The sequence below is a fragment of the Tistlia consotensis USBA 355 genome (assembly GCF_900177295.1).
Taxonomy (GTDB): Bacteria; Pseudomonadota; Alphaproteobacteria; order Kiloniellales; family DSM-21159; genus Tistlia; species Tistlia consotensis.
Window position 1 is genome coordinate 691,046 of sequence record NZ_FWZX01000001.1, and the last position, 25,440, is coordinate 716,485.

General features: G+C 70.7%; 22 protein-coding genes. 15 read left to right on the forward strand and 7 right to left on the reverse strand.

Translation table 11 applies throughout. The features are described 5' to 3' along the window. Positions 1-10: 10 nt before the first annotated feature. The 8 genes from B9O00_RS03180 (at position 11) to B9O00_RS03215 (ending at position 9,962) form a co-directional block, all read left to right on the forward strand. Entirely contained in the window at positions 11-457 is a 447-nt protein-coding gene (locus B9O00_RS03180; protein ID WP_085120957.1) for an RrF2 family transcriptional regulator, read from the forward strand. A gap of 96 nt (positions 458-553) precedes the next feature. After that, a complete protein-coding gene (locus B9O00_RS03185) occupies positions 554-1,063 on the forward strand; it encodes a hypothetical protein (RefSeq protein ID WP_085120958.1) in 510 nt (169 codons plus the stop codon). A gap of 43 nt (positions 1,064-1,106) precedes the next feature. Next, the gene (locus tag B9O00_RS03190; protein WP_143596129.1) at positions 1,107-2,105 is read left to right on the forward strand and encodes a hypothetical protein; all 999 of its coding nucleotides are present in this window, start codon (positions 1,107-1,109) and stop codon (positions 2,103-2,105) included. A 76-nt stretch (positions 2,106-2,181) separates the two neighbouring features. After that, entirely contained in the window at positions 2,182-2,928 is a 747-nt protein-coding gene (locus tag B9O00_RS32950) for a lipoprotein Hlp (protein WP_159460076.1), read from the forward strand. A 12-nt stretch (positions 2,929-2,940) separates the two neighbouring features. Continuing rightward, positions 2,941-5,355: a hypothetical protein gene (locus B9O00_RS03200; RefSeq protein WP_085120960.1), complete on the forward strand. Its 2,415-nt coding sequence runs from the start codon at positions 2,941-2,943 to the stop codon at positions 5,353-5,355. A gap of 52 nt (positions 5,356-5,407) precedes the next feature. Continuing rightward, on the forward strand, positions 5,408-6,256 hold the full coding sequence (locus B9O00_RS03205) for a HesA/MoeB/ThiF family protein (RefSeq protein WP_085120961.1): 849 nt from the start codon (positions 5,408-5,410) through the stop codon (positions 6,254-6,256). A gap of 103 nt (positions 6,257-6,359) precedes the next feature. Further along, positions 6,360-7,658 carry an adenosylhomocysteinase gene (gene ahcY, locus B9O00_RS03210; protein ID WP_085120962.1) on the forward strand — a complete coding sequence of 433 codons (1,299 nt, stop codon included), beginning with the start codon at positions 6,360-6,362 and terminating at the stop codon, positions 7,656-7,658. A gap of 195 nt (positions 7,659-7,853) precedes the next feature. Continuing rightward, positions 7,854-9,962 carry a sensor histidine kinase gene (locus B9O00_RS03215; RefSeq protein ID WP_085120963.1) on the forward strand — a complete coding sequence of 703 codons (2,109 nt, stop codon included), beginning with the start codon at positions 7,854-7,856 and terminating at the stop codon, positions 9,960-9,962. 8 nt (positions 9,963-9,970) lie between these two features. Here the strand turns inward: B9O00_RS03215 and B9O00_RS03220 are convergent, their stop codons facing one another. Both B9O00_RS03220 and B9O00_RS03225 read right to left on the reverse strand, forming a co-directional pair. Beyond that, positions 9,971-10,666 (reverse strand): aspartate/glutamate racemase family protein, encoded by a 696-nt coding sequence (locus B9O00_RS03220; RefSeq protein WP_085120964.1) that lies wholly within the window; start codon positions 10,664-10,666, stop codon positions 9,971-9,973. A 6-nt stretch (positions 10,667-10,672) separates the two neighbouring features. Next, on the reverse strand, positions 10,673-11,713 hold the full coding sequence (locus B9O00_RS03225; protein WP_085120965.1) for an NAD(P)/FAD-dependent oxidoreductase: 1,041 nt from the start codon (positions 11,711-11,713) through the stop codon (positions 10,673-10,675). A gap of 197 nt (positions 11,714-11,910) precedes the next feature. Here B9O00_RS03225 and tsaE point away from each other — a divergent pair, with 197 nt between their 5' ends. The 6 genes from tsaE to trxA all read left to right on the forward strand — a co-directional run bounded on the left by tsaE (position 11,911) and on the right by trxA (position 21,292). Further along, entirely contained in the window at positions 11,911-12,390 is a 480-nt protein-coding gene (gene tsaE / locus B9O00_RS03230) for a tRNA (adenosine(37)-N6)-threonylcarbamoyltransferase complex ATPase subunit type 1 TsaE (RefSeq protein ID WP_437123419.1), read from the forward strand. Next, positions 12,387-13,397: an aminoglycoside phosphotransferase family protein gene (locus B9O00_RS03235; RefSeq protein WP_085120967.1), complete on the forward strand. Its 1,011-nt coding sequence runs from the start codon at positions 12,387-12,389 to the stop codon at positions 13,395-13,397. Before tsaE ends, B9O00_RS03235 begins: the two co-directional genes overlap by 4 nt. A 72-nt stretch (positions 13,398-13,469) precedes the next feature. Further along, positions 13,470-14,240 (forward strand): nucleotidyltransferase family protein, encoded by a 771-nt coding sequence (locus tag B9O00_RS03240; RefSeq protein WP_322111161.1) that lies wholly within the window; start codon positions 13,470-13,472, stop codon positions 14,238-14,240. Positions 14,241-14,249: 9 nt separating this feature from the next. Beyond that, entirely contained in the window at positions 14,250-17,342 is a 3,093-nt protein-coding gene (gene addB, locus B9O00_RS03245) for a double-strand break repair protein AddB (RefSeq protein ID WP_085120969.1), read from the forward strand. Next, the gene (addA, locus tag B9O00_RS03250; protein ID WP_085120970.1) at positions 17,339-20,839 is read left to right on the forward strand and encodes a double-strand break repair helicase AddA; all 3,501 of its coding nucleotides are present in this window, start codon (positions 17,339-17,341) and stop codon (positions 20,837-20,839) included. Before addB ends, addA begins: the two co-directional genes overlap by 4 nt. A gap of 132 nt (positions 20,840-20,971) precedes the next feature. Beyond that, the gene (trxA, locus tag B9O00_RS03255) at positions 20,972-21,292 is read left to right on the forward strand and encodes a thioredoxin TrxA (protein WP_085120971.1); all 321 of its coding nucleotides are present in this window, start codon (positions 20,972-20,974) and stop codon (positions 21,290-21,292) included. 199 nt (positions 21,293-21,491) lie between these two features. On the opposite strand, the gene B9O00_RS32300 is transcribed toward trxA, so the two are convergent. Both B9O00_RS32300 and B9O00_RS03265 read right to left on the reverse strand, forming a co-directional pair. Continuing rightward, complete coding sequence (locus B9O00_RS32300) at positions 21,492-22,385, reverse strand: DUF8453 domain-containing protein (protein WP_143596130.1); 894 nt, start codon at positions 22,383-22,385, stop codon at positions 21,492-21,494. Next, positions 22,343-22,567, reverse strand: coding sequence for a DUF6471 domain-containing protein (locus B9O00_RS03265; protein ID WP_085120973.1), 225 nt, complete (start codon positions 22,565-22,567; stop codon positions 22,343-22,345). The genes B9O00_RS32300 and B9O00_RS03265 overlap by 43 nt, the downstream gene beginning before the upstream one ends. Before the next feature lie 107 nt (positions 22,568-22,674). Between B9O00_RS03265 and B9O00_RS03270 the strand changes: the two genes are divergently transcribed. Further along, a complete protein-coding gene (locus tag B9O00_RS03270; RefSeq protein WP_085120974.1) occupies positions 22,675-23,634 on the forward strand; it encodes an IS1595 family transposase in 960 nt (319 codons plus the stop codon). Here B9O00_RS03270 and B9O00_RS32305 read toward each other — a convergent pair. The 3 genes from B9O00_RS32305 to B9O00_RS03275 form a co-directional block, all read right to left on the reverse strand. Continuing rightward, complete coding sequence (locus B9O00_RS32305; RefSeq protein WP_143596131.1) at positions 23,631-24,218, reverse strand: hypothetical protein; 588 nt, start codon at positions 24,216-24,218, stop codon at positions 23,631-23,633. The two genes, B9O00_RS03270 and B9O00_RS32305, sit on opposite strands and share 4 nt — an antisense overlap. Positions 24,219-24,739: 521 nt before the next feature. Then, entirely contained in the window at positions 24,740-24,913 is a 174-nt protein-coding gene (locus B9O00_RS32955) for a hypothetical protein (RefSeq protein ID WP_159460077.1), read from the reverse strand. 66 nt (positions 24,914-24,979) lie between these two features. After that, positions 24,980-25,375: a hypothetical protein gene (locus B9O00_RS03275; RefSeq protein WP_085120975.1), complete on the reverse strand. Its 396-nt coding sequence runs from the start codon at positions 25,373-25,375 to the stop codon at positions 24,980-24,982. Positions 25,376-25,440: the final 65 nt, after the last annotated feature.

Below are 25,440 nucleotides of genomic sequence, written 5' to 3' on the forward strand. Positions count from 1 at the left end.
GGAGACCCGAATGCTCCGGCTGTCGAAGAAGCTGCTGTTCGCCATCGAGGCGGTCGTCGACATCGCCTACTACAGCGAATCCGAGCCGGTCCGCTCGACCGACATCTGCAAGCGCCAGGGCATCCCGCGCCGCTACCTCGAGCAGGTGCTGCAGCAGCTGGTGCACCACGACATCCTGACCGGCCAGCGGGGGCCGCGCGGCGGCTACCGCCTGGCCCGCGACGGCGAGAGGATCCGCCTGGGCGACATCATCCGCATCGTGCGCGAGCTCGAGGGCACGCCCGACCCGATCGCCGATCCGGTCGGCTCCGAGCTCGGCCAGCGCATCGTCCGGCCGATCTGGCGCGAGATGCAGAACGAGATGATGAGCCGCTTCGACGCGATCACCGTCGCCGACCTCTGCCGCCGGGCCTCCAGCGACGGCCTCGACGAGCGACAGGCCGCCGAGGCGGGCTGAGGGGGCCGGCTGCCGCCGCGGCTTCACAGCCGTTTTCGACAACGCGTCCTGATGCCGAGCCGCCGCCGTCGAGGCCGCGGCAGGGGGACGCGTTCCATGGCCCAGGAGGACAGCGCGCTCGCGCGCACCTATCGCCAGCTCCTCGCCGACGCCGGCAAGGCGCTGGCGCTCGCCGGCAGCAGCGTGACGATCGGCGGCAAGCCGTTCCGCAATGCCGCGGACGCGCAGACCGTGGCCGGCGCGCTCCAGTCGCCGACCGGGACGGTCGTCGCGGCGGCCGACGCGGTGGCCGGCTGCAGGGCGACGGCCGCCGACGAGAGCGCCTTGGTCGGCAGCGCCCTCGGTCTCGTCGAGGCCGCGGTCACCGCCGTCGAGGCGCGCGAGAAGAAGCGGGCCAGCCAGGCGCTCGGCAACGCTGCCGACCTGCTCGCCGCGGCCAGGCGCCAGGCGCAGGCCGACGCGACCTTCCTGGAAGGCCTCCGGGGGCTGGTCGCCAGGTTCGAGAGCGACCTCGGCGCCGTCGAGTCCACGCCCAGCGACGACCTCTACGACGCCTTCCAGGAGGTCGAGGCCGCCGAGGACGACCTCCTGGTCTGGGCGCCGTGACGCAGGACGACCGCGTGTCCGGCGAGCGGAAAAGGAGGTGCGGGTGACCAAGCAGGCGAGTGTCATGGGCATGACCTTCACGATCGCCAATCAGGCGGGCGTTCCCCTGCAGCAGCTGGGGCCGACCTGCGGCATCTACGCCCTCCACAATGCGGTGACCTTCCTCGGCATCCTCGACGCAACGCCACCGCGCAAACTGCAGAAGCCGGGCGTCTCGATCCGCCAGCTGGCCAAGGACGCCGACAGCGCCGCCTTCCCCGGCAACAAGATGAGCTATGTCGGGGAGATCTTCGCGACGGAGGACATGCTCGAGCTGGCCGAGAAACTGAACGAGCGCTTGAAAGCGGGGTCGTCGAAGGAACTCTTCGAGACCTGGCTCGTGAGCAGCGGCAAAGACGCCCAGACCCTCTTCGGACGCTTGAAGGCGGCGATCGATCTCGGCTCCGTCCTGGTCTTCCCGATCGCAGTCGATCCGGACGACGGCATGCCGAAGGCCAACACGGATGCGCAGCACTGGATCGTGATTCTCGGGTACGAAGAAGGTTCGTACCGGCTGCTTTGCTACGACAGCAACAAGCAGGCCGTGGACGTGCGGGAGCTCAAGGCTCTGTTCGAGGCGAACGGGCAGATGAAGGCTTTCCCGGCCAGCTGGTGGGTCAAGCTCGTGCCGCGCCTCTTCGCCTCGGCCGCGCAGATGGGTGGCCCCTCCTACCCGGAGGTCTTCTCGAGCGTCTTCAACACCTTCGCCGCCATGACGGGCCCTCAGGCGAAGGCGACATTGGACGGCGTCGTCGACAACAACGAGGGCACTGCGGCCCTGGACAAGCTGAAAGCCTGGCCGCTGGGTGCCCAATCCAAAGCCCCGGCGGCCTTCGATGAGCTGGACCCCGCCAAGCTCGGTCTCCTCAACAAATGGCTGAGCGATACGAAGATCGAGAACGCCCTCACGGGCGCGGACGCCCTGCTGTCCGTCAACCACCTGCCGAGACGCAGCTCCGATACGCATCTGGCGGGCAGGTTCATCGAGATCAAGCCGGCCTAGCCGCCGCCCCTTCCGCGTCACGCCACCGCCGCCCGACGCGTCTCCTCCTCAGGCGCGACGAGGCGGGACCCGGGCCATGGCGAACGGCGACAGCACGCTGGCGGCGACCTACCGGACGCTGCTCGAGAACGACGGCAAGGCGCTGGCGACGGCGAGCGGGGCGGTGACGGTCGGCGGCAAGCCGTTCCGCACGGCCGCCGACAGCCAGAGCATCGCCAGCGCCCTGGCTTCGCTCACGGCGACCGTCGTCTCGGCCGCGGAGGCCGCCGGCGGCACCTATCCGAGCCGGGCCGCCCTGACCCAGACCCTCGACGCGCAGCTGAGTCTGGTCCGCAGCAGCCTCGGGCTGGTCAAGGGCACGCTCGACTCGGTCGAGACGCGCGAGAGGGCGCGGGCCAGCCAGGCGATCGGCAACGCCGGCGACATGATCGCTGCCGCCGGCCGCCAGCGCGAAGCCGACAGCGTCTTCGCCGGCAGCCTCGACCGCACGATCGACAGCCTGGCTGCCGAGTTCCGAAGGATCGAGGCGGCCTGGCAGGCGCCGGCGCCCGCACCGGCCCCGGCCCCCGCACCGGCTCCCGCTCCCGCTCCCGCGCCCGCCCCCGCTCCAGCCCCTGCTCCAGCCCCTGCTCCAGCCCCCGCTCCAGCCCCTGCGCCGGCCCCCGCGCCCGCCCCGGCTCCCGCACCGGCTCCCGCACCGTCCCCTGCTCCGGCGCCGGCTCCCGGCCCGGAACCGGAGACGCCGGCCGAGCTCGACGAGACGGCGCTGGAGCGCTTCGAGTCCTGGCTCGAGACGCTCGGCCCGGCCGAATCGGACGCGTGAGGAGGGAAGACCATGGCCTTCGACCCGAACCCCGGCGGCACCGACACCGACTACGACCTGGTGCTGATCGGCAGGGGCTACAGCATCGCGACCTACCTGCTGATGGCCGACCTTTCCTGGGCACAGCGCATCGCGATCCTGGGCGGGCCGGACGCCTGGGACCAGCAGCTGCGTGGCGACGGCATCGTCAACCACGCCCAGTTCCTCGTCGACCCGCGCTTCGCCGAGCGTCTGGCGGTGACGCAGGAGGCCACGAAGCGCGCGGATTTCCTGGCCAGCAACGCGTCGGTCTTCGAGGCGGCGCGGGACGGGCTGGGAGACAACCAGCCGATCGTCTGGCCGGGCGGCGAGCCGACCGGCCTGAAGACCGCCTTCGGCAAGGACGCGGTCAGCCAGGTGGCGCTCGACGGCAGCGTCCCCTTCCTGGTCGTCTCGGTCACTCCGGTCAGGGAGGCGGCCGGCGCGCCGATCCAGCGCGGTGTCAAGTACACCGGCGGAGGCCCGGCCCCGGCCCTCGACCTGGCCCAGGGGGCAAGGCTGTGCGTCTACGAGATCGGCTACAAGGACGCGGGCGCCGGCGACACCACCAACCCGAAGCGGATCAGGGCGATGAGAGTGGTCTTCGGCGGCGGCGCCGGACCGCATCGCGTGCCCGGCTTCGCCGCCGGGCTCGTCGACTCCCAGGCCGGCACGATCTCCTACACCGCGGACGACCAGGTCATGGACCTGGACGGCTTCATGCGGCGCTTCGGCTCGGTCGGCCAGCCCAGTCCGGAGCTCGCAGGCCAGACCGTCGCGGTGATCGGCCCCAATGCGGGGGTCGATGCCGCCGTCACCGCCCTGCAGAAGCAGGCCAAGCTGAAATGGCTGATCTCGGGTCGGCCGGGCAGCAAGCCGGCCTGGCTGGCGACGGAGCACTATGACCCGAACTTCGGGGCGCTCCGGGACGAGGCGCACCGGAACATCGTCAACTTCCAGGACGACAGGGCGAGGCAGATCGGGTTGACGATCGCAGAGTCCGGCACCGACGGCGACGGCCAGAAGGTCTACGACGTCACGCTGCCCGACGTCACGCAGGACGGCCAGACCTACTGGTCCTTCGGCGTTTCCCCCGACGCCCAGGGCGTCGCGCTGCGCCGTCTCGATCCGGCCATCTTCGTGCGGCTGACGGGCCCGGCGCTGACCTTCAAGGCGCGCTTCATCGTCTATGCCATCGGCCAGGATCCGACGCTGACCGAGAAGATCGGCAACGCGATCACGCGGATCGGGCCGGCGAAGGTCCTGCAGAAGCCGGTCCTCGATTCCCTGGTGCCGCTCTACGACGTCAACCAGCGCTTCGGCCCGCCGACCGGCACCGTTCTCGGCTTGGCGACCCGCATGGCCTGGGACGATCAGGGGCAGGCGTTCGTCGGCAACGTCACCCAGGCCGTCGACCTGCTGCAGAGGAACCAGCCCACCTACGAGCTCTACGAGACCGACCGCTTCCGGGGCCTGGAGGTGGTCGGCGCGGCGGTCTTCGCGCTACGCGACAAGGCGGTGCCGGTCGAGCAGTTCACCAGGAAGGAGATCGCGCAGCAGCTCGGCGAGGCAATGTCGAACCTGCCCAAGGCGCTGCGCCAGAAGGCGGTGGCGACCGCGGACCAGCTCGCCGCGCTGCGCAGCGGGATCGAAGCGGCGACCGGCGCGGACTTCAGGAACCAGGTCTCGACCATGACCGGCTTCCAGGTCGCCGAAGCGAACTACCGGGAGGCGGTCGCCGCCGTCCAGCAGGATACCGGCGTCCTCGGGGAGCAGCAGACCCGCGCGCGGGCTCTGAGGCAGAGCGCCTCGCTGCTGCTGCTGGCACTCTCCCCGGCGGCCCGCAACGCCTACCGAGAGATGTACGAGCAACGCCGCGGAGAGATGAACCAGGCGCTCGGCGAGGCGGCACCGCTCGACGCGGACTTCTTCGTCGCCTGGATGGCGCGCGCGCAGAGCTGGATGGGCACCGTCAGCAGCGCGGTCTCGACCTTTCTCCTGCCCGCGGCCGACTATGCTCTCGTGCAGAAGGCTGCGACGGACTCCCTGGCTCCGCTCGACAAGGTCACCCCGGCGATCACCTGGCTCCAACAGCATGCCGCCGCCGACTACAACGGCATGGACCAGACCGCCCTGGCGGTGCTGATCGCGACCAACTACCCGCACATCCTGCCGGAGGCCTGGCAGGAGATCACCGGCAAGATCATCCAGCAGCGGAACGATGTGAGCGCCTGGGGCTATGATCAGGATCAGCTGATGGCCATCTCCGACTGGCTCGCCGAAGTCGACAGGCTCTCGGTGCCGCTGATGACGGCGCGGCAGGAGAAGCAGCCGCTGCCCCAGCAGGCCGTCGAGGCATTGGCGCAGTTCCTCACCGCCAATCCGAAGCCCTGGGAATACCCGGGCTGACGCCGCGCCCGCCCCCTGGCAATCGAGGCCGCGAGGGGGCACATTGTCCCTCATGGACGAGGAGCGCGACTTCAGCGACGGCGAGCTCGAGCGCTACGCGCGGCATCTGGTGCTGCCGGAGATCGGTGAGGCCGGCCAGGCGAAGCTGCTCGACAGCCGGGTGCTGGTGATCGGCGCCGGCGGGCTCGGCTCGCCGCTGCTGCTCTATCTCGCGGCGGCCGGGGTCGGCACGCTGGGCGTCGTCGACGACGACGCGGTCGACCTCTCCAACCTGCAGCGCCAGGTGATCCACGGCGAGGCCGAGATCGGCGCGCCCAAGGTCGCCTCGGCGGCGCGGCGCCTGAAGGCGATCAATCCCGACGTCCGGGTCGAGGAGCACCGCACGCGGCTGACCGCCGCCAACGCCCTGGCCCTGGTCTCGGCCTACGACCTGGTCTGCGACGGCTCGGACAACTTCGCGACCCGCTACCTCGCCAACGACGCCTGCCACCTGGCCGGGCGCAGCCTGGTCACGGCGGCGATCATGCGCTTCGACGGCCAGCTGACGACCCTGCGCTCGCACCGGGGCCACGGGTCCGACGGCGCCGAGAACCCCTGCTACCGCTGCCTGTTCGGCGAGCAGCCGGAGGATCCCAAGCAGTCCTGCGCCGACGTCGGCGTGCTCGGGGCGCTGGCCGGCACCATGGGCGCCCTGCAGGCGGTCGAGGCGGTCAAGGAGCTGCTCGGCATCGGCCGCTCCCTGGCCGGGCGGCTGCTGCTCTACGACGCCCTGGAGGCCGGCTTCCGGACGATCCGGGCGAAGGCCGACCCGGACTGCCCGCTGTGCGGCGCCCGGCCCTCGATCGGCTCGCTCTCCGACCTCGACTACCGTCCCGACGCGGCCGTCTGCGCCGCCGAATAGCCGGCGCGCGTACCGGACCGGACCCTTGCTACCGGCCGGGGCGGCTGCTATGTCCAGCCCCGCTCCGCAGCCGCAACAACAGCCGACAGGACGGACCCGACGTATGGCCGAGTTCACCGACTACAAGGTCAAGGACATCTCCCTCGCCAACTGGGGGCGGATGGAGATCGAGATCGCCGAAACCGAAATGCCCGGCCTGATGGCCCTGCGCGAGGAGTTCGGCGAGAAGCAGCCCCTGAAGGGCGCGCGAATCACCGGCTGCCTGCACATGACGATCCAGACCGCGGTGCTGATCGAGACGCTGGTCGCGCTCGGCGCCGAGATCCGCTGGTCGTCCTGCAACATCTTCTCGACCCAGGACCACGCCGCCGCCGCGATCGCCGCGGCCGGCATCCCGGTCTTCGCCTGGAAGGGCATGACCGAGGAGGAGTACGAGTGGTGCATCGTCCAGACCATCGAGGGCCCGGACGGCTGGCGCCCGAACATGATCCTGGACGACGGCGGCGACCTGACCGCGATCATGCACAAGCCGGAGTACAAGGAGGTCATGGCGCAGGTGCGCGGCATCTCCGAGGAGACCACGACCGGCGTGCTGCGGCTCTACGACATGGCGCGCAAGGGCACGCTGGAGTGCCCGGCGATCAACGTCAACGACTCGGTCACCAAGTCGAAGTTCGACAACAAGTACGGCTGCCGCGAGTCGCTGGTCGACGGCATCCGCCGCGCGACCGACGTCATGATGGCCGGCAAGATCGCGATGGTCGCGGGCTTCGGCGACGTCGGCAAGGGCTCGGCGGAGTCGCTGCGCCGCGCCGGCTGCCGGGTGATGGTCAGCGAGATCGACCCGATCTGCGCCCTGCAGGCCGCGATGGAGGGCTACGAGGTGGTCTCCATGGAGACGGCGGCGCCGCGCGCCGACATCTTCGTCACCGCGACCGGCAACCGCGACATCATCACGGTCGACCACATGCGCGCCATGAAGGACCGGGCGATCGTCTGCAACATCGGCCACTTCGACAACGAGATCCAGGTCGAGGGGCTGCGCAACTTCAAGTGGACCAACATCAAGCCGCAGGTCGACCAGATCGAGTTCCCGGACGGCAAGAAGATGATCCTGCTGTCCGAGGGCCGGCTGGTGAACCTGGGCAACGCGATGGGCCACCCGAGCTTCGTCATGAGCGCCTCCTTCACCAACCAGGTGCTGGCGCAGATGGAGCTCTGGAACAACAACAACCAGTACGACAAGCAGGTCTACGTGCTGCCCAAGCACCTCGACGAGAAGGTCGCGGCCCTGCACCTGGCCAAGCTCGGCGCCGAGCTGAGCAAGCTGACCAAGGACCAGGCCGACTACATCGGCGTGCCGACCGCCGGCCCCTTCAAGACGGATCAGTACCGCTACTGACCCCGGGCCTGCCCGACGACGGCCGGACGGCCGCCCGGAACCCTCCGGGCGGCCGTCCGCTTGCCGACGCGGACGGATCTATCTACCGTTCCCCCTCTGCCATGGCGTGTTTGGGGACATGAGGCGGAGCGGCCACCAGAGGCACGGCACGGCGAGGCGCCCCGGAGCTCGGGCCCTCGCGGGCCAGGGGACGTGATGGACGGGCTGCCGGTCATTGTCGCGCTCGCCCTGCTGGCCTGCGTGCTGCTCGCCGTCGCCCTGCTGCTGCGCGGCCGGTTGCGGGCACTGGGCGAACGGAGCGGGGAGCTGGAGCGCCGCCTTGCCGAGAGCGGGGCCGCGCTGGCCGCGGCCGGCCGCGAGTCGGCCGAGCGCGAGGCCGGCAACGAGGCCCTGTCCGCCGAGCGCGATCGCCAGGCGGCCGAAGCCTCGCGCCTCGCCGCCCTGCTCGACGCCCTGCCCCAGCCGATCTGGGCGCGCGACGAGACGATGCGCGTCACCTATTCGAACCGCGCCTACCGCCGGGCCGTCGGCGCCGAGCGCGACGCCGCGGCCATCAACGGCGCCAGCGCGGAGCTGTTCGAAGGCGGCGACCTCAGCGAGTCCCTGCGGCTCGGCAAGCGCGTCCTGGCCGAGGGCGGGACCAGCCATGCCCGCTTCCATGCCGTGATCGACGGCGAGCGCCGCCTGCTCGAGGTCAGCCAGAGTCGGCTCGAGGCCGGCGGCCTGCTCGCGACGGCGCGCGACCTCACCGACTGGGAGGAGATGAAGGGCGAGCTGGCGCGCCACGTCGCGGCCGAGCGCGAGGTCCTGGAGAAGCTCGGCGTCGGCATCGCGATCCTGGGCGGCGACCTGCACGTCCGCTTCCACAACACCGCCTACCTGAGGCTCTGGAAGCTCGACGAGGCCTTCCTGTCCGGCGAACCGCACATGGGCGAGGTGCTCGACCGGCTGCGCGAGCAGCGCCGCCTGCCCGAGCAGGTCGACTTCACCGAGTTCCGGCGCCAGTACCTGCGCCGCCTGCAGACCCTGATCGAGCCCTTCGAGGAGCTGGAGCACCTGCCGGACGGCACGACGGTGCGCGTCTCGGTGCATCCCCATCCCTTCGGCGGCGTGCTGGTGACCTACGAGGACGTCACCGACACCCTGAAGCTGGAGCGCACCTACAACACCCTGCTCGAGGTCCAGCGCGCGACGCTCGACAATCTCTACGAGGGCGTCGCCGTCTATGGCGGCGACGGGCGCCTCAAGCTGTCGAACCCGGCCTTCCAGCGGATCTGGAACCTGCCCGACGAGCTGCTGGCCCGCGAGCCGCACGTCCGCGAGCTGGTGCTGGCGGCGCGCGACCTCTACGACATCTCCGAGGCGCGCTGGCCGGAATACCTGGAGCGGCTGGTCGGCCGGGTCACCGAGCCCGAGCCGCGCACCGGACGGCGCGAGCGCGCCGACGGCTCGGTCATCGACTTCGCCCAGGTGCCGCTGCCCGACGGCGCCTGCCTCTACACCTTCCTCGACGTCACCGACTCGACCATGGTCGAGCGCGCGCTGCGCGACCGCAACGACGCCCTGGAGACGACCGACCGCCTGAAGAGCGAGTTCCTGGCCAACATCTCCTACGAGCTGAGGACCCCGCTCAACGCCATCGTCGGCTTCGCCGAGATCCTGCAGAAGCAGTACTTCGGCGAGCTCAACGAGCGGCAGCTCGACTACAGCCAGGCGATCGTCGAGTCCTCGCAGCGCCTGATCGGCCTGATCAACGACATCCTGGACCTCGCCTCGATCGAGGCCGGCTACCTGAGGCTCGACCAGAGCCCGGTCGACCTGCATGCCCTGCTGGTCGCCGCCCAGAACCTCTGGCGCGAGCGGGCCCGGGCGCGCGGCCTCGACCTCGTGCTCGACTGCCCGGAGAACATCGGCGCCCTGGAGTGCGACGAGCGGCGCATGACCCAGGCACTGTTCAACCTGCTGTCCAACGCCTTCAAGTTCACGCCCGAGGGCGGCACCATCACGCTCAGCGCCGAGCGGGTCGAGGGCGAGGTCAGGATCTCGGTCAGCGACACCGGCATCGGCATCCCGCTGCAGGACCAGGCCCGGGTGTTCGGCAAGTTCGAGCGCGTCGACTACAGCGGCTCGCGCGGCCGCCAGCCCGGCGCCGGCCTCGGGCTGTCGCTGGTCAAGAGCCTGATCGAGCTGCACGGCGGCTGGATCGAGATGGAGTCGGCCGTCGACCTCGGCACCAAGGTGATCTGCCACCTGCCGGCCAAGCCCCAGGTCGCCCGCGAGCCGGAGCGCCTGGCCGGCCAGTAGCCGGCGGCTCAGGCCCCCTCGACGGCTCGCCGCAGCGCCGCCCGCGCCAGCAGGCGCGTCGAATCGAGAGTCGGCAGCGGCGCGCTGCCGTCGTCGACGATCAGCGGCAGCTCGGTGCAGCCGAGCACGACGGCGTCGCAGCCGGCCTCCTCGAGGCGCCCGATCACCTGCCGCAGATAGGCCCGCGCCTCCGGCCGGAACCGGCCCTGCACCAGCTCGTCCATGATGATGCGGTCGATCTCGGCGCGCTCGGACTCCTCCGGGCGCAGCCAGGCGAGGCCCCGCGCCGCCAGCTTCTCCGGATAGACCGCGCTCTCGACCAGCCAGCGCGTGCCGGTGATGCCGAGCCGCCGGTAGCCGCGCGCCACGGCCTCGGCGGCGACGACATCGGCGATATGCAGCCAGGGCAGCGGCGAGCGCGGTTCGATCCGGGGCAGGGCCTGATGGATCGTGTTGTCGGGGCAGACCAGGAAGTCGGCGCCGGCCTTCGCCAGCTTCTCCGCCGAGGACAGCATCAGCGCGCCGACGCCGTCGAGATCGTCGCGCTCCAGGCAGGCGACGTAGTCGGCCAGCGAATGGCCGTGCAGCGAGACCTCGGGATGGGCGTGGGCGCCGAGCAGCGCGGCCCCCTCGACGCAGATCGTCCGGTAGCAGAGCGCGGCCCCCTCGGCCGAGCAGGCGACGATGCCGATGTTGAGCGTCATGGCGGCTCAGCCTCCCGGCACGCCCCGGGTCGTCGAGTACTCCCAGTGCAGCTCCTCGTCCGGGTGCAGGCGCCTGCGGATCGCATGGGCCGCCATCGCCGCCTCGGAGAAGCCGCAGAGGATCAGCTTCAGCTTGTTCGGATAGGTCGCGATGTCGCCGATCGCGTAGATGCCTGGCTTGTCGGTGGCGCCGCTCGCCGGGTCGGCGACGATCAGGTGATGGTCGAGGTTGAGGCCCCACTCGGCGATCGGCCCGAGGTTCATCGACAGGCCGAAGAAGGGCAGCAGCACGTCGGCCTCGAGGGTCCGCTGCCCGCCGTCGAGGTCGCGCACCACCACGGCCTCCAGCGCGCCGTCACGGCCCTGCAGCGAGTCGAGCTGGAAGGGCACGACCAGCTCGATCCTGCCGGCCTCGGCCAGGGCGTGCAGCCGGGCGACCGATTCGGGCGCGCCGCGGAACCGCTCCCGGCGGTGCACCACGTAGAGCCTGTCGGCCAGCTCGGCCAGGATGATCGCCCAGTCGAGCGCCGAGTCGCCCCCGCCGGCGATGACGACGCGCTTGCCGCGGAAGCCCTCCGGCCGGGTGACGAAGTAGTGCACGCCGCGGCCCTCGCCCCGGCCCTCGTAGGCCTCGATGCCGGCGAGCGGCGGCCGGTTCGGGCCGAAGGCCCCGACCCCGGCGGCGACGATCACCGCGCGCGCCTCGACGACCGTGCCCTTCGAGGAGGTCAGGCGCCAGCCGTCTGCTCCATCCAGGCTGCAGGCCTCCAGCCGCTCGACCCGCTCGCCCAGATGGTAGGCCGGCTCGAAGGGGGCGGCCTGCTCGAACAGCCGTTCGACCAGCTCGGCGGCCTGGATCTTCGGGTAGCCGGGGATGTCGTAGATCGGCTTCTCGGGATAGAGCGCGGTGCACTGCCCGCCGGCGGCGTCAAGCGCGTCGAAGACGTGGCAGCGCAGCTGCAGCATGCCGCACTCGAAGACGGCGAAGAGGCCGACCGGGCCGGCGCCGATCACGGCGACGTCGGTGCGAGGGGGTGTCTCGGTCATCTCAACCCTGGAAAGGCAGATTCTGGAGGCCGGGGTGCGCGGCCAAGATGGCCGGCCGGCGGCGCCTTGGCAAGGCAGCCGGCGGCCCTGGTGGCGCGATCCGCCAGGGCGGCGTTGCCCGGGCGCGGCCGGCCCGTGTAGAACCGCCTTCCATGACCTCCGCCGTCCGGCTGTCCGACCGTCCAGCGCCACCCGCGATGCCCGACCCCGCCCCCGCTTCCGATCCGATGGTCCTGGCGCTGCCCGACGAGGCGGCGACGGCGGCCCTGGCCGCGCGCCTGGCGCCGCTGCTGCGGCCGGGCGACCTGGTCTGCCTGGAGGGCGAGCTGGGCGCCGGCAAGACCGCCTTCGCGCGCGCCCTGATCAACGCCCTGCCGGGACCGCGCGAGGAGGTCCCGAGCCCGACCTTCACCCTGGTCCAGACCTACCCGCGCGACGGGCTGGAGGTCTGGCACTTCGACCTCTACCGCCTGGAGCGGCCCGGCGAGATCTGGGAGCTCGGCCTGGAGGAGGCGCTGGTCGCCGGCGCCAGCCTGATCGAGTGGCCGTCCCGCGCCGGCGGCCTGCTGCCCGAGGAGCGGCTGGTGCTGCGCTTCGCCCACGCCGGCGCGGGCCGGCGGGTGACCCTGGAGCCGCACGGGGCCTGGGCCGGGCGCCTGACGGAGCTGGCCGGGTGAGCGCCCGCGAGGCGGCGCTGCAGCGCTTCCTGGCCGAGGCCGGCTGGGGCGAGGCCGAGCGCGGCGTGCTGGCTGCCGACGCCTCGTTCCGGCGCTACGACCGCCTGGTCGGCAGGCAGGGCCGGGCGGTGCTGATGGACGCGCCGCCGGAGCACGAGAAGCCGGCGACCTTCGTGCGGCTCGCGCGCATCCTGACCGGCCTCGGCCTGTCCGCGCCGCGGATCCTGGCCGACGACAGCGAGCAGGGCTTCGTGCTGCTCGAGGACCTGGGCGACGAGACCTTCACCCGGGCGCTCGCGGCCGGCCGCGCCGAGGCGCCGCTCTACCGCCTCGCCGTCGACACGCTGGTCGCGCTGCAGCGCGCCTGGCGGCCGGAGCTCGGCGCTGGCATCGGGCGCTACGACGAGGCCACCTACCTGGCCGAGGCCGAGCTGCTGACCGGCTGGTACCTGCCCGCGGTGACCGGCCACTCGACCGATCCGGCGGCGCTGGCGGACTACCGCGAGGCCTGGCGCGCCGTGCTGCCGGTCGTCGAGCGCCTGCCCGCGACCCTGGTGCTGCGCGACTTCCACGTCGACAACCTGATGGTGCTGAAGGGTCGCGAGGGCGTCGCCGCCTGCGGCCTGCTCGACTTCCAGGACGCCCTGATCGGATCGCCGGCCTACGATCTGGTCTCGCTGCTGCGCGACGCCCGGCGCGACGTCGACCAGGGGCTGGCGGCCGAGCTGCTGGCGCACTACCGGGCCGCGCTGCCTGAGCTCGACGGCGCGGCGCTGCAGGCGGCCTACTGGGTGCTCGGCGCCCAGCGCAGCAGCAAGATCATCGGCATCTTCACCCGGCTCTGCCGGCGCGACGGCAAGCCGCGCTATCTCGCCCACCTGCCGCGCCTCTGGCGCTGGCTGGAGGAGGAGCTGAGCCATCCCGAGCTGGCGCCGGTCGCCGCCTGGTTCGAGCGGCACCTGCCGCCCGAGCTGCGCCGCGTCCCGGCCCCGGAGCAGGCGGCATAGACGAGGCGCGAGCGGCGGCGCGAACGGGCGACACGGATGGACAGCGTGGACGGGCAGCAGGGACAGGCTGGCGTGAGCAGGAACGGCAGGGCCGGCGAGGCCAGGACGATCACCCGGGCGATGGTGCTGGCGGCCGGCCGCGGCGAGCGCATGCGGCCGCTCACCGATGAGCGGCCGAAGCCGCTGATCCCGGTCCGCGGCGTGGCGATGATCGACCAGCTGCTCGACCGCCTGGCCGAGGCCGGAGTCGAGGAGGCGGTGGTCAACCTGCACTATCTCGGCGACCAGCTGCGCGCGCACCTGCAGGGCCGCCCGCGCCCGCACATCCTGTTCTCCGAGGAGGAGAGCCTGCTCGACACCGGCGGCGGCACGCTGCGCGCCCTGCCGCTGCTCGGCGAGTCCGCCTTCTTCGTCGCCAACGGCGACGTCGTCTGGCTCGACGGGCCGAAGCCGGCGCTGCAGCGCCTGGCCGCCGCCTGGGACCCGGAGCGGATGGACGCCCTGCTGCTGCTGCAGCCGGGCAGCGGCGCCTTCGGCTATGACGGTCTCGGCGACTTCCGCATGGCGCCCGACGGGCGCCTGACCCGCCGGCCGGAGCGCAAGCCGGCGCCCTTCGTCTATGCCGGCCTGCACGTGCTGCACCCGCGGCTCTTCGAAGGCGCGCCGCAGGGGGCCTTCTCGCTCAACCGCCTCTGGGACAAGGCGGCCGAGGCCGGGCGCCTGTTCGGCCTGCGCCACGAGGGCGCCTGGTACCATGTCGGCACGCCCCGGGCCCTCAAGGCGGTCGAGCGCGAGCTCGCCTTCGAGCTCGGCGGCTGGCGCGACGAAGGCAATGGGAGCTAGAACCCGCCGGTGACCGAAGGAGCTCCCCGCGTCTCGACCATTCCGACGGGGGTGCCCTTCGTCGATGCCCTGGCGCGCGGCCTGCTCGACCGCTTTCCCGACCCCGAGGCCCTGGCCGACGTCACGCTGCTGCTGCCGACCCGGCGCGCCTGCCGCGCGCTGCAGGAGGCCTTCCTGCGCGAGAGCGCCGGCCGGGCCCTGCTGCTGCCGAGCCTGCTGCCGCTCGGCGACCTCGACGCCGAGGAGCTGCTGCTGAGCGGCGACGAGCGCCTCGCCGAGGGCTTCGAGGCGCTGCCGCCGGTCATGCCACCGCTGACCCGCCAGCTGCTGCTGACCCGGCTGATCCTGCGCTGGGCCGAGCTGGAGGTGGCGCAGGACAGGCAGGGCGGCGGCGGCAGGAGCAGCGGCTTCGAGGTGCCGAGCTTCGACCAGGCCCTGCGCCTCGCCCAGGGCCTCGCCGAGTTCCTCGACGAGGTCGAGACCGAGGGGCTGAGGTTCGAGGACCTCTCGAAGGTCGTGCCCGAGGCCCATGCCGAGCACTGGCAGCACACGCTGCGCTTCCTGGCGATCGTCGGCGAGGCGCTGCCGGCGCTGCAGCAGGAGCTCGGCAGCGTCGGCCCGGCGGAGCGCCGGCGCCGGCTGCACGAGCTGCAGCTCGAGCGCTGGCGCGGCGAGGCGCCGGCCGGCGCGGTGATCGCCGCCGGCTCGACCGGCTCGATCCCCTCGACGGCGGCGCTGCTCGACTGCATCGCCCGCCTGCCCGGCGGCGAGGTCGTGCTGCCCGGCCTCGACCGCAGCGCCGAGCCCGAGGTCTGGGAGCGGGTGCGCGAGGACCCCGGCCATCCGCAGCACAACCTGGCGCGGCTGCTCGAGCGCCTGGGCATCGAGCGCGAGGCCGTGACCGACTGGTGCGACCCGGAGTCCGGCGCCAGCCCGTCCCACTCGCCTCCCCTGCGCGCCGAGCTGGTCGAGCTGGCGCTGATCCCGGCCGAGGCCGCGGAGCGCTGGCGCGAGCGCATCGTCGCGATCGACCGGGAGCGGGCGCGCGAGGCCCTGGCCGGCGTCGTCCGCCTCGACCTGCCCGATGCCGGCGCCGAGGCCTCCGCCGTCGCGCTGATCCTGCGCGAGGCCCTGGAGACGCCGGGCCGCCGCGCCGCCCTGGTCACGCCCGACCGCGCCCTGGCGCGCCGGGTCGCCGCCGCGCTCGGCCGCTGGGGCATCGAGATCGACGACTCCGCCGGCCGGCCGCTGGCCGCGACGCCGCCGGCCCAGTTCCTGCGCCTGACCGCGGCGCTCGCCGCGGAGGGCTGCGCGCCGCTCGGCCTGCTCGCCGCGCTGAAGCATCCGCTGGCGGCCGGCGGCCAGGACCCGGCCGCCTTCCGCCGCCTGGTCCGCGACCTGGAGCGAACCGCCCTGCGCGGCCCGCGGCCGGCACCGGGTTTCGACGGCCTGCGGGCCGCCCTCGACGGCTGGCGGGACGGCGAGGTGGCGCGCAGGGAGCGCGAGGCGGCGCGCCGCGCCCTGGCCGGGCGCCACCGCCGGCTCTCCGCTTTCGTTTCCGATCTGGAACGGATGGCCGCGCCCTTCCTGGCGGCTCTCGACGACGGGGAAGCGGCCGGGCAGCTCGACGCCCACCTCGGCTTCGCCGAGCGCCTCGCCGCCGACGCGGACGGCAGGGGCGCGGACCGGCTCTGGGCCGGCGAGGCCGGCGAGGCCCTGGCCGGCTTCGTCGCCGAGCTGCGCGAGGCCCTGGCCGACGGCGCGGCGCGGGTCGAGCCGGGCCGCTATCCGGCCTTCCTGGAGGCGCTGCTCGCCGGCCGGGTGGTGCGGCCGCGCTGGAACCGCCACCCGCGCCTGGCCATCCTGGGGCCGCTCGAGGCACGGCTGCTGCAGCCCGACGTGCTGGTCCTCGGCGGCCTCATCGAGGGCAGCTGGCCGGCCGAATCGGAGCCGGGCCCCTGGCTCAGCCGGCCGATGCGCCGGGAGTTCGGCCTGCCGCCGCTGGAGCGGCGCGTCGGCCTCGCCGCCCACGACCTGGTCCAGGCGCTGGGTGCCGGGCGCGTCTACCTGACCCGCGCCGAGCGGGTCGAGGGCACGCCGACCGTCGCCTCGCGCTGGCTGCTGCGCCTCGACGCCCTGCTGGAGGCGCTCGGCCTGCCGCCGGACAGCCTCGCCGATCCGGAGAACGACTGGGCCGGCTGGGCCGAGGCGCTCGACCACCCGCAGCGCGCGGCGCGCCCGCTGCCGCCGCCGGCTCCGACGCCGCCGCTCGAGGCCCGCCCGACCCGGCTGTCGGTGACCCGCATCGAGACCTGGATGCGCGATCCCTACGCGCTCTACGCCGACCGCATCCTCGGGCTGCGGCCGCTCGAGGCGATCGACGCCGATCCCGGCGCGGCCGACCGCGGCACCATGATCCACGACGCCCTGGAGGCCTTCATCCGGGCCTGGCCGGAGCGCCTGCCGGACGACGCCCTGGAGCAGCTGCTGGCGATCGGCGAGGCCGCCTTCGCGCCGCTGCGCGCGCGGCCCGCGGTGCGCGCCTTCTGGTGGCCGCGCTTCGAGCGCATCGCCCGCTGGATCGTCGAGACCGAGCAGGCCCGCCGGCCGGCGCTCGCCGCCCTCTTCGCCGAGGTGAAGGGCGAGCTCGCGATCGGGGCGGAGGGCTTCCGCCTGACCGCGCGCGCCGACCGCATCGAGCGGCGCCGCGACGGCGGCCTGGTGCTGATCGACTACAAGACCGGACAGGCGCCGACCGCCAGGCAGATGGAGAGCGGCCTCAAGCCGCAGCTGCCGCTGGAGGCGGCGCTGCTGGCACGCGGCGCCTTCCCGGACCTGCCGGCGGCCCTGCCCGTCGAGCTCGCGGTCTGGCGCCTCGGCGGCGGCGATCCGGCCGGCGAGATCAAGGCCCACAGCGGCAAGGTCGATCTCTACGCCGAGCGGGCCTGGAGCGGCCTGGAGGAGCTGGTGCGCGCCTTTGCCGATCCCGGGACGCCCTACCACGCCCGGCCGCGCGGCGGCAGCTGGCTGCCGCAGTACGGCGACTACGACCACCTGGCGCGGGTCAAGGAGTGGTCGAGCGCCGGAGGCGAGGCCGAATGAGCGCGGCCGAGCCCGACCGGCTGGTCGCCGCCGCAGCCGAGCGCCAGCGGCGGGCCGCCGATCCCGAGGCCTCGGCCTGGGTCGGGGCCTCGGCCGGCACCGGCAAGACCCGGGTGCTGACCGACCGGGTGCTGCGCCTGCTGCTGGCCCGCGCGCGCCCCGAGCGGCTGCTCTGCCTGACCTTCACCAAGGCGGCGGCGGCCGAGATGCGCCAGCGCCTCGCCGACAGCCTGCGCCACTGGGCGACGCTCGACGACGAGGCGCTGGCCGAGCGGCTGCGGCGCCTGCTCGGCCGGCCCGCCGAGGCCGGCGAGATGACCGTGGCGCGCCGGCTCTTCGCCCGCGTGCTCGACACCCCGGGCGGCCTCAAGATCCAGACGATCCACGCCTTCTGCCAGTCGCTGCTGGCGCGCTTCCCCCTGGAGGCCGGGGTCGCGCCGCACTTCCGCGCGCTCGACGAGCGCGGCCAGCAGGAGCTGCTGTTCGAGGCCTTCGAGGGCACCCTGGCCGCCGCCGGTGCGGACGGGGACGGCCTGCTCGACGCGCTCTCCGTCGTCACGGGCCTGGCCAACGAGGAGGACTTCCGCAGCGTCCTCGGCGAGCTGATCAAGGAACGCGGCCGGCTCGAGGCCCTGCTGACGCAGCACGGCTCGGCCGAGGGCGTCGGCCGGGCCGTCGCCGCCGCGCTCGGCGTCGAGCCGGGCGAGAGCGCCGAGGCGGCGCTGGAGGCGGCCTGCCGCGACGAGGCCCTGGACCTGATGGGTCTCCGGCTCAGCGCCAGGGCGCTGCTCGAAGGCAAGAAGAGCGACGTCCCCAAGGGCGAGGCGATCGCCCGCTGGCTCGAGGAGGTCGAGAGCCGGCCGCAGCGCTTCGCCGGCTATCTGCGCGCCTTCTTCACCGCCGACGGCAAGGTCTTCGCGAAGTTCGCGACCAAGGAGGCCGAGGCCTCCTTCCCCGGCCTCTCGGAGATCATGGGCGCCGAGGCCGAGCGCCTGCGGATCCTGCGCGAGCGCCTCAACGCGATCCGCTTGGCCGAGGCGACGCGCGCCCTGGTCACCCTGGCCGCCGACATCCTGACCCGCTACCAGCGCCGCAAGGCCGACCACGCCGTGCTCGACTACGAGGACCTGATCCTCAGGACCCGGTCGCTGCTCGCGCGGCCCGGCCTCGCCGCCTGGGTGCTGTTCAAGCTGGACGGCGGCCTCGACCACCTGCTGGTCGACGAGGCCCAGGACACCAACCCCGACCAGTGGGCGGTGATCGAGAGCCTGACCAGCGAGTTCTTCGCCGGCGAGGGCGCCTACGAGGCGCGCGGCGAGGGCCTGCCGCGCACGGTCTTCGCGGTTGGCGACGCCAAGCAGTCGATCTTCGGCTTCCAGCGCGCCGACCCCCACGAGTTCGGCCGCATGGAAGGCGTCTTCGCCGGGCGCGTGAAGGCCGTGCAGCGGCCCTGGGCGCCGGTCGCGCTGTCCCACTCCTTCCGCTCGGCGGACGCCGTGCTGAAGGCGGTCGACGAGACCTTCCGGCCGCCGGCGGTGCATCGCGGCGTCGCCCTCGCCGGCCGCTGGCTCGACCACGAGCCGGTGCGCGTCGGCCAGGCCGGGCTGGTCGAGCTCTGGCCGCCGGCGCCGACGCCCGAGGAGGCCGAGGAGGAGGGCTGGGCCCCGCCGCTCGCCCGCTCGGCCCAGGTGCCCTCCCAGACCCGCCTCGCGCGCCTGATCGCCGCGCGCATCGCCGCCTGGCTGCGGCCCGCCGCGACCGGGCCCGGCCAGGACGGCTGGCTCGACAGCAAGGCCCGGCCGGTCGGGCCCGGCGACGTGCTGATCCTGGTGCGCCGGCGCAACGCCTTCGTCGAGGAGCTGGTGCGCGCCCTCAAGCAGCGCGACGTGCCGGTCGCCGGCGTCGACCGCATGGTGCTGTCCGAGCAGCTCGCGGTCATGGACCTGATCGCGCTGGGCCGGGTGCTGCTGCTGCCCGAGGACGACCTGACCCTGGCCTGCCTGCTCAAGAGCCCGCTGATCGGCCTCGACGAGGAGACGCTGTTCCGGCTCTGCTGGCGGCGCCCGGGCAGCCTGTGGGACAGCCTGCGCCGGGCCGCCGCGGAGGACGCGGACTGCGCCGGCGCCCTCGCCTTCGTCGAGGCGCAGCGGGCGCGCGCCGATTTCGTCGCCCCCTACGAGCTCTATGCCGAGCTGCTGGAGCAGGGCGGCCGGCGCCGGCTGCTCGCCCGCCTCGGCCAGGAGGCCGCCGATCCGATCGAGGAGTTCCTCGGCCTCGCCCTCGCCTACGAGCGCGAGCATACGCCCTCCCTCGAAGGCTTCCTGCACTGGGTCGAGCAGGGCGAGCAGGAGATCAAGCGCGACCTGGAGCAGGGCCAGGACCGGGTGCGCGTCATGACCGCCCATGCCGCCAAGGGCCTGCAGGCGCCGATCGTCATCCTGCCCGACACCCTGCAGAAGCCGCAGCCGCGCGACCGCCTGCTGTGGCTCGAGCAGGCGGCCGGCGCGCCGCTGCCGCTCTGGCTGCCGCGCAAGGAGCTCGGCGAGCCGGTCTCGCTGGAGGCCCGCAACCGCCTCGCCGAGCGCCAGGACGAGGAGCACCGGCGGCTGCTCTACGTCGCCATGACCCGGGCCGAGGACCGGCTCTACCTCTGCGGCTGGCAGAGCCGGCGCGGCGCGCCCGAGGACTGCTGGTACAAGCTGGCCGAGGCCGGGCTGGCGGCCTGCGGCGAGGCGCTCGACCTCGACTTCTCGGCGCTGGCGCCGGAGGGCTGGAGCGGGCCGGGCTGGCGCCTCGCGACCCGCCAGCGCGCCGCGCCCGAGACCGAGTCCCGGCGCCGCAGCGCCGGCGCCGCCGCCGCCGCGGTGCTGCCCGACTGGCTGCGCGAGCCGCCGCCGGCCGAGGCCGAGCCGCCGCAGCCCCTGGCGCCCTCCCGGCCGGCCGCCGCCGAGCCGCCGTCGCGCTCGCCGCTCGCCACGGGCGGCGAGGACCGCTTTCGCCGCGGCCTGCTGATCCACCGCCTGCTGCAGTCGCTGCCCGAGCTGCCGGCCGGGCGCCGCCGGGCCGCCGCCGAGCGCTTCCTGGCGGCCCCGGTGCACGGCCTCGGGCCGGCGGTGCAGGCCGAGATCCTGGCCGCGACCCTGGGCGTGCTGGAGCGGCCGGAGCTGGCGCCGCTGTTCGGCCCCGGCAGCCGCGCCGAGGCGCCGGTGATCGGCGTCGTGCCCGACGCCCGGGGCCGGCCGCAGGTGGTCAGCGGCCGCATCGACCGGCTCTGCGTCACGCCGGAACAGGTTCTGGTCCTCGACTTCAAGACCCAGCGCCCAGCCCCCGCGGAGGCCGCCGCGGTGGCGCCGCTCTACCTCCAGCAACTGGCGGTCTACCGCGCGATTCTGCGGCGCATCTACCCCGACCGGCCGGTCGCCTGCGCCCTGCTCTGGACCGACGGGCCGCGCCTGATGCCGGTCGCGGACGCGCTGCTCGACCGCCACGCGCCTTGACCTTGCGTGGGGCCGCGGACCATATACGCTCGACCATGCAAGCGCGCCGGCACGTCCCGTCGGCCCCCGGTAGCGGGGCCGGATCGCGAGCCGGGAGCCGAGACGCGTAGACGGTTCTGGAGGAGAGCAAGAATGGCGACCACGAAGATCAGCGACGACAGCTTCCGGGCTGACGTGCTGGAGTCCGACAAGCCGGTTGTCGTCGATTTCTGGGCGGAGTGGTGCGGGCCCTGCAAGATGATCGCGCCGGCCCTGGAGGAGATCGCCGCGTCGCTCGGCGACAAGGTCGTCGTCGCCAAGCTGAACATCGACGACAACCCGAAGACCCCGGCGACCTACGGCGTGCGCGGCATCCCGACCCTGATGCTGTTCAAGGACGGCCAGGTCGCCGCGACCAAGGTCGGCGCCCTGCCGAAGAACGCCCTGCAGTCCTGGATCGAGGCCAACGTCTGAGGCCTCTCCGGACGGAGCAGAATCGGATGCGAGCCCCCGCTTCGGCGGGGGTTTTGCTTTTGGCGGCATTATGCAGCAAGCACACCAAGGCTGCTGCACTGCCTCGCCGAGCCTCTGGCCCAACCCCGCAAGCTAAGGAGGGAACGATGAGCTAGGGGCCGGGGCGATGTTCGCCAAGGCGGCTGGGGCCGCGCTTGCGTTAATTGGACTTGTTGCCCTTTTCGCAGGGAACCAATTCGTTCTCGCCAGTCCGATCAATGTGGAACGGGAGCCAATAACGGAAACGTGTAGTTCTCCGCCCTTTGAAAGCATCTTGATATTTGATTTCGCCAAAAACATACAGGTTATATGTTTTACTATCTGCGAATCCCAGGAACATAGAGAGCAATTGACTCTTTATAGGAATTGTATGATAGATCTCTTGATTAAGAAAGATATCAATAACATTTTTAACACGCTCCCTATCAACCTCGAAAGTCTCCGATCCTACTTTGAAGACCGTGCTAGTTGCAAAATATTTTACTTTGTATGCCGGCGTAGATCCGTAGTTTTTAATGGATACAATAATATTAGCAGATTTCCCTCCATCATGGAGGGCCAAATTTACTTTCGAAAAGCCAACATAGGCGCGGATCTCTTTCTGGGTGTTCTTCCGCGCCTCTTTAATGGAAACAACTGCAGCATTGGCAGTTCTTTTTGTCTCGTGCAATGTGTCTCGCACAAACAATACACCGACGAAGGTAAGAACTATCGTTATAAGCCCGACGCTTCCCGCAACGATGACGGCGCCATACGTCCAATCAGCCATCGATTTCTGGGCATACAGATCCTCTTCGGCGCGCTGGGCCTCGCGATTGGCCTCTACCTTCAGTTTAAGGCAATCGAGAGCTTTCTGAGGTTCGCTGAGCCGCAGGCAGTCGCGTTGAAGTTCATACTGAGTACGCTGTTGTGTATTGGCAGCGGCATAATCTTCGTACGCGCGGTTGTATTGCTGACTGGCCCCTGACCACCAAATGAACGGTGCTATGAAAGCAAGATAGACGACGAGAATCAGCCAATGCGCATTTCGCGAGTACCAATCGCTTCTAGGCATTGGAGCAGAAAGGCAGCGGTGAATTTTCCACGGCTGACCTTGTTCCTCAGGTTGCGTTCATCCTCGTGAACGCCAATTGATTCCAGCTTCTGCTGCAATTGGGAATAGGTAATCCCCTGACGCGCCATCTCGCTGCGGATGAGGCCGCGCGCCTTGGCTTCCCAATCGGTCCTTTCTGGCATGGTCGCTGCTCCTATGATGCGATTTGTCATCATATAGCGTGCTTCTGCCCTTGAAAAGGTGATAGATCGTCATCATCTCTGATGCGTAGGCACTGGAGACGATGACAATGACCCAACACTTCCTTCTCTCAGCGAAAGCCCGGACCCTCAGCGTGGTCCAGGTGGCTCGCATGTCCGAGGAAGAGGCTCGGGCCGCATTCCGGGCGATCCGCTGGGCCACGACCGATGGCGACCCCGTCTGCCCGCGCTGCGGCTGCTGTGCTGTCTACGAGTACGCCAGCCGCCCGATCTTCAAGTGCAAGGCTTGCGGCCATCAGTTCAGCGTCACCAGCGGGACGATCTTCGCCAGCCGCAAGCTGCCGGTGCGCGACTACCTCCTGGCCATCGCGATCTTCGTGAACGCCGCCAAGGGCATGTCCGCGCTGCAGCTCGGCCGCGACCTCGATGTGCAGTACCGCACGGCCTACGTCCTGGCGCACAAGCTGCGCGAGGCGATGGCTGCCGAGAACGAGACCATGACCCTGAGCGGCACGGTCGAGGTTGATGGCGCCTACTTCGGCGGCTACGTCCGGCCGGAGAACCGCAAGGAGGATCGCGTCGATCTCCGCCTCAAGGCCAACCAATCCGGCAAGCGCCGCGTCGTGGTCGTCATGCGCCAGCGTGGCGGCCGGACGCTGCCGTTCGTCTTCCGCAGCGAGGGCGAGTCCCTGCCGTCGATCCTGGCCCGCGTCGAGCCGGGCAGCACGATCCACGCGGACGAAGCCCCGAGCTGGGATGAGCTGCACACCCGGTACGAGACCCGCCGCATCAACCACAGCATTGCCTTCTCGGATGACGGCGCCTGCACCAATCAGGCGGAAAGCTACTTCTCCCGTCTGCGCCGCGCCGAGTGGGGCCAGCACCACCACATCAGCGGCCGGTATCTCGGCTTCTATGCTGGCGGGGCCGCGTGGCGCGAGGACACGCGCCGGAAGCCCAATGGGGCGCTCTACGGGCTGCTGATTGCCGCTGCCGCCGCCCATCCGGTTTCGCGGCAGTGGAAGGGGTACTGGCAACGGGCCCGCTAGTCTCGGGCGTACAGACACTTCAATGCGAGGAATATGGCCATTTCCTCGCGTCTGGGAGATAGCAAGTAAACCATCAAGTCATGGAATAATTCAGGGGTCATTCTAAAGACAAAAATGTCTTTTCTGTCGTCTCTTACACTCTCAAACCAGTTTATAACGTGTATTGTGAAGTGAAATGCGAGGTAAGTTCCGCGTCCTGCATTTAGGTCTAGCCTTGCTTCTGCTTTCTCAGAATCGCTTCCATTGAAAATTATGCCATCAGCCGATGGGTCATACTCATAAATATCATTTACCCAATCCACTGTTGCTAGCTGGTATAGCAATATAGCCATCATCTTTAAGTGGGAAAGTCCAGATGAATCAGACATGACCCACTCGCTTTCCCACAACTCGCAGCGGCTCCGCCAATTATCGTGGGCCACCTTCAGTGCTGATTCATCAAAATCAAAGTAATAACCAACAGCCTTTGCCATGATCTGGCAATGGCGGAGGAAATAATACTTAAATTCGGAAAAATTGCCCAGCCACTCGTCTAGGCAATCCCGAGTAAGATGCTGATTGTGTGGAGATGCTTCGTTGGACATAAACGCCACTTACCCCATTTTAGGGTGTAGCGTCTAGTCCAACAAGCAATGGTGGAAACGCGCTTTAGCTCGTCGCGGCCACTTTCTGCCGCTTACGTTCCCCAATCAAAACGCGAATCGTGCGCGTCTCCAGGGGAGCGCTATAGCCCTCCGGAATGCTCGGACGGCCATTTGTGAAGAGGAACTTAAACCGCTCCTCATCGCGCTTAACTGGCTCGCCGCGACCTACGACGCCCTGATGCTTCGCCATTGCACCACCCCTCCTCGCGCGCTCCGTGGAGTGTCCCGAAACGCTGCTTATTCGGGCTATATGCAGCATGCGGCCCGCCAGGTCAAACAAGGAGTGAGGGCTAAACCTCTTTTCCACTTGACAGCTCCGACGCGCCGGCGGGTGTTTCGCACACCGATTCGACGCTACTAAGACGTGCGTGTGACCACGAAAGTACGCCCAGGTCAACGGGCATTAAGTTAAGCCGTTCCCGATGTTTTTTCAAAAGACCTGTGACAATATGGCACGTGTACTACTCGATACAGCGCCGGGAAGCCCGCAGCGCCTGCTTTCGCTTCTCGACCCTTCCGGCCGTCACGAGCTGGTCTGCCCGCTTGGCTTCGTCCGGATCGATCAGGCAATGCCAGTAGCCGTCCGCCAGCTTGGCGAGGACGCGGGCCTCTAGGTCTTCCTCGGTGTCTGCCATGCGCTCCCTCTCGCATGAGAACGTAGAGGGGACAAGCGTGATTCACGCAAGGCCGCGTCGCACTGCCTACCGCTTCGGCTTCCACAGCACGACGCCATCCTCCGTCCAATACCGCCGGACGGTACCGCGCAGCTCCTGCCGCTCCAGCATCTTGAGGACCTTGCGCCGTACCTCGATGTAGGCCGGTGAGGCGGGGTCGAGCGCCTTGCGCTCCAAGATGGCGTCGCGGAGATCGACGACGGACAGCGGGCCGCGCTCGCGCAGAAGATCGAAAATCAGGCGCACCAGCTCGCCGCGCTTGAAGTAGCCGCCGGGGTACGGGCGGATCGCCTTCACCGGCTTGCCGTCCCGGTGCCCGAAGATGCCGAGCGTGGCCTCTACGTGGGCGACCTGGCGCTCAAGGACGTCCAGCTTCTCCCGCGTGACTTCCAGCTCGCCAAGCAGCCTGGCGCGCTTGTCCATGAGCGCGGAGATGACGTGTGGCTCTCCCATGGCCCGATGGTAAAATTTTCAACCACTTAGGGTCT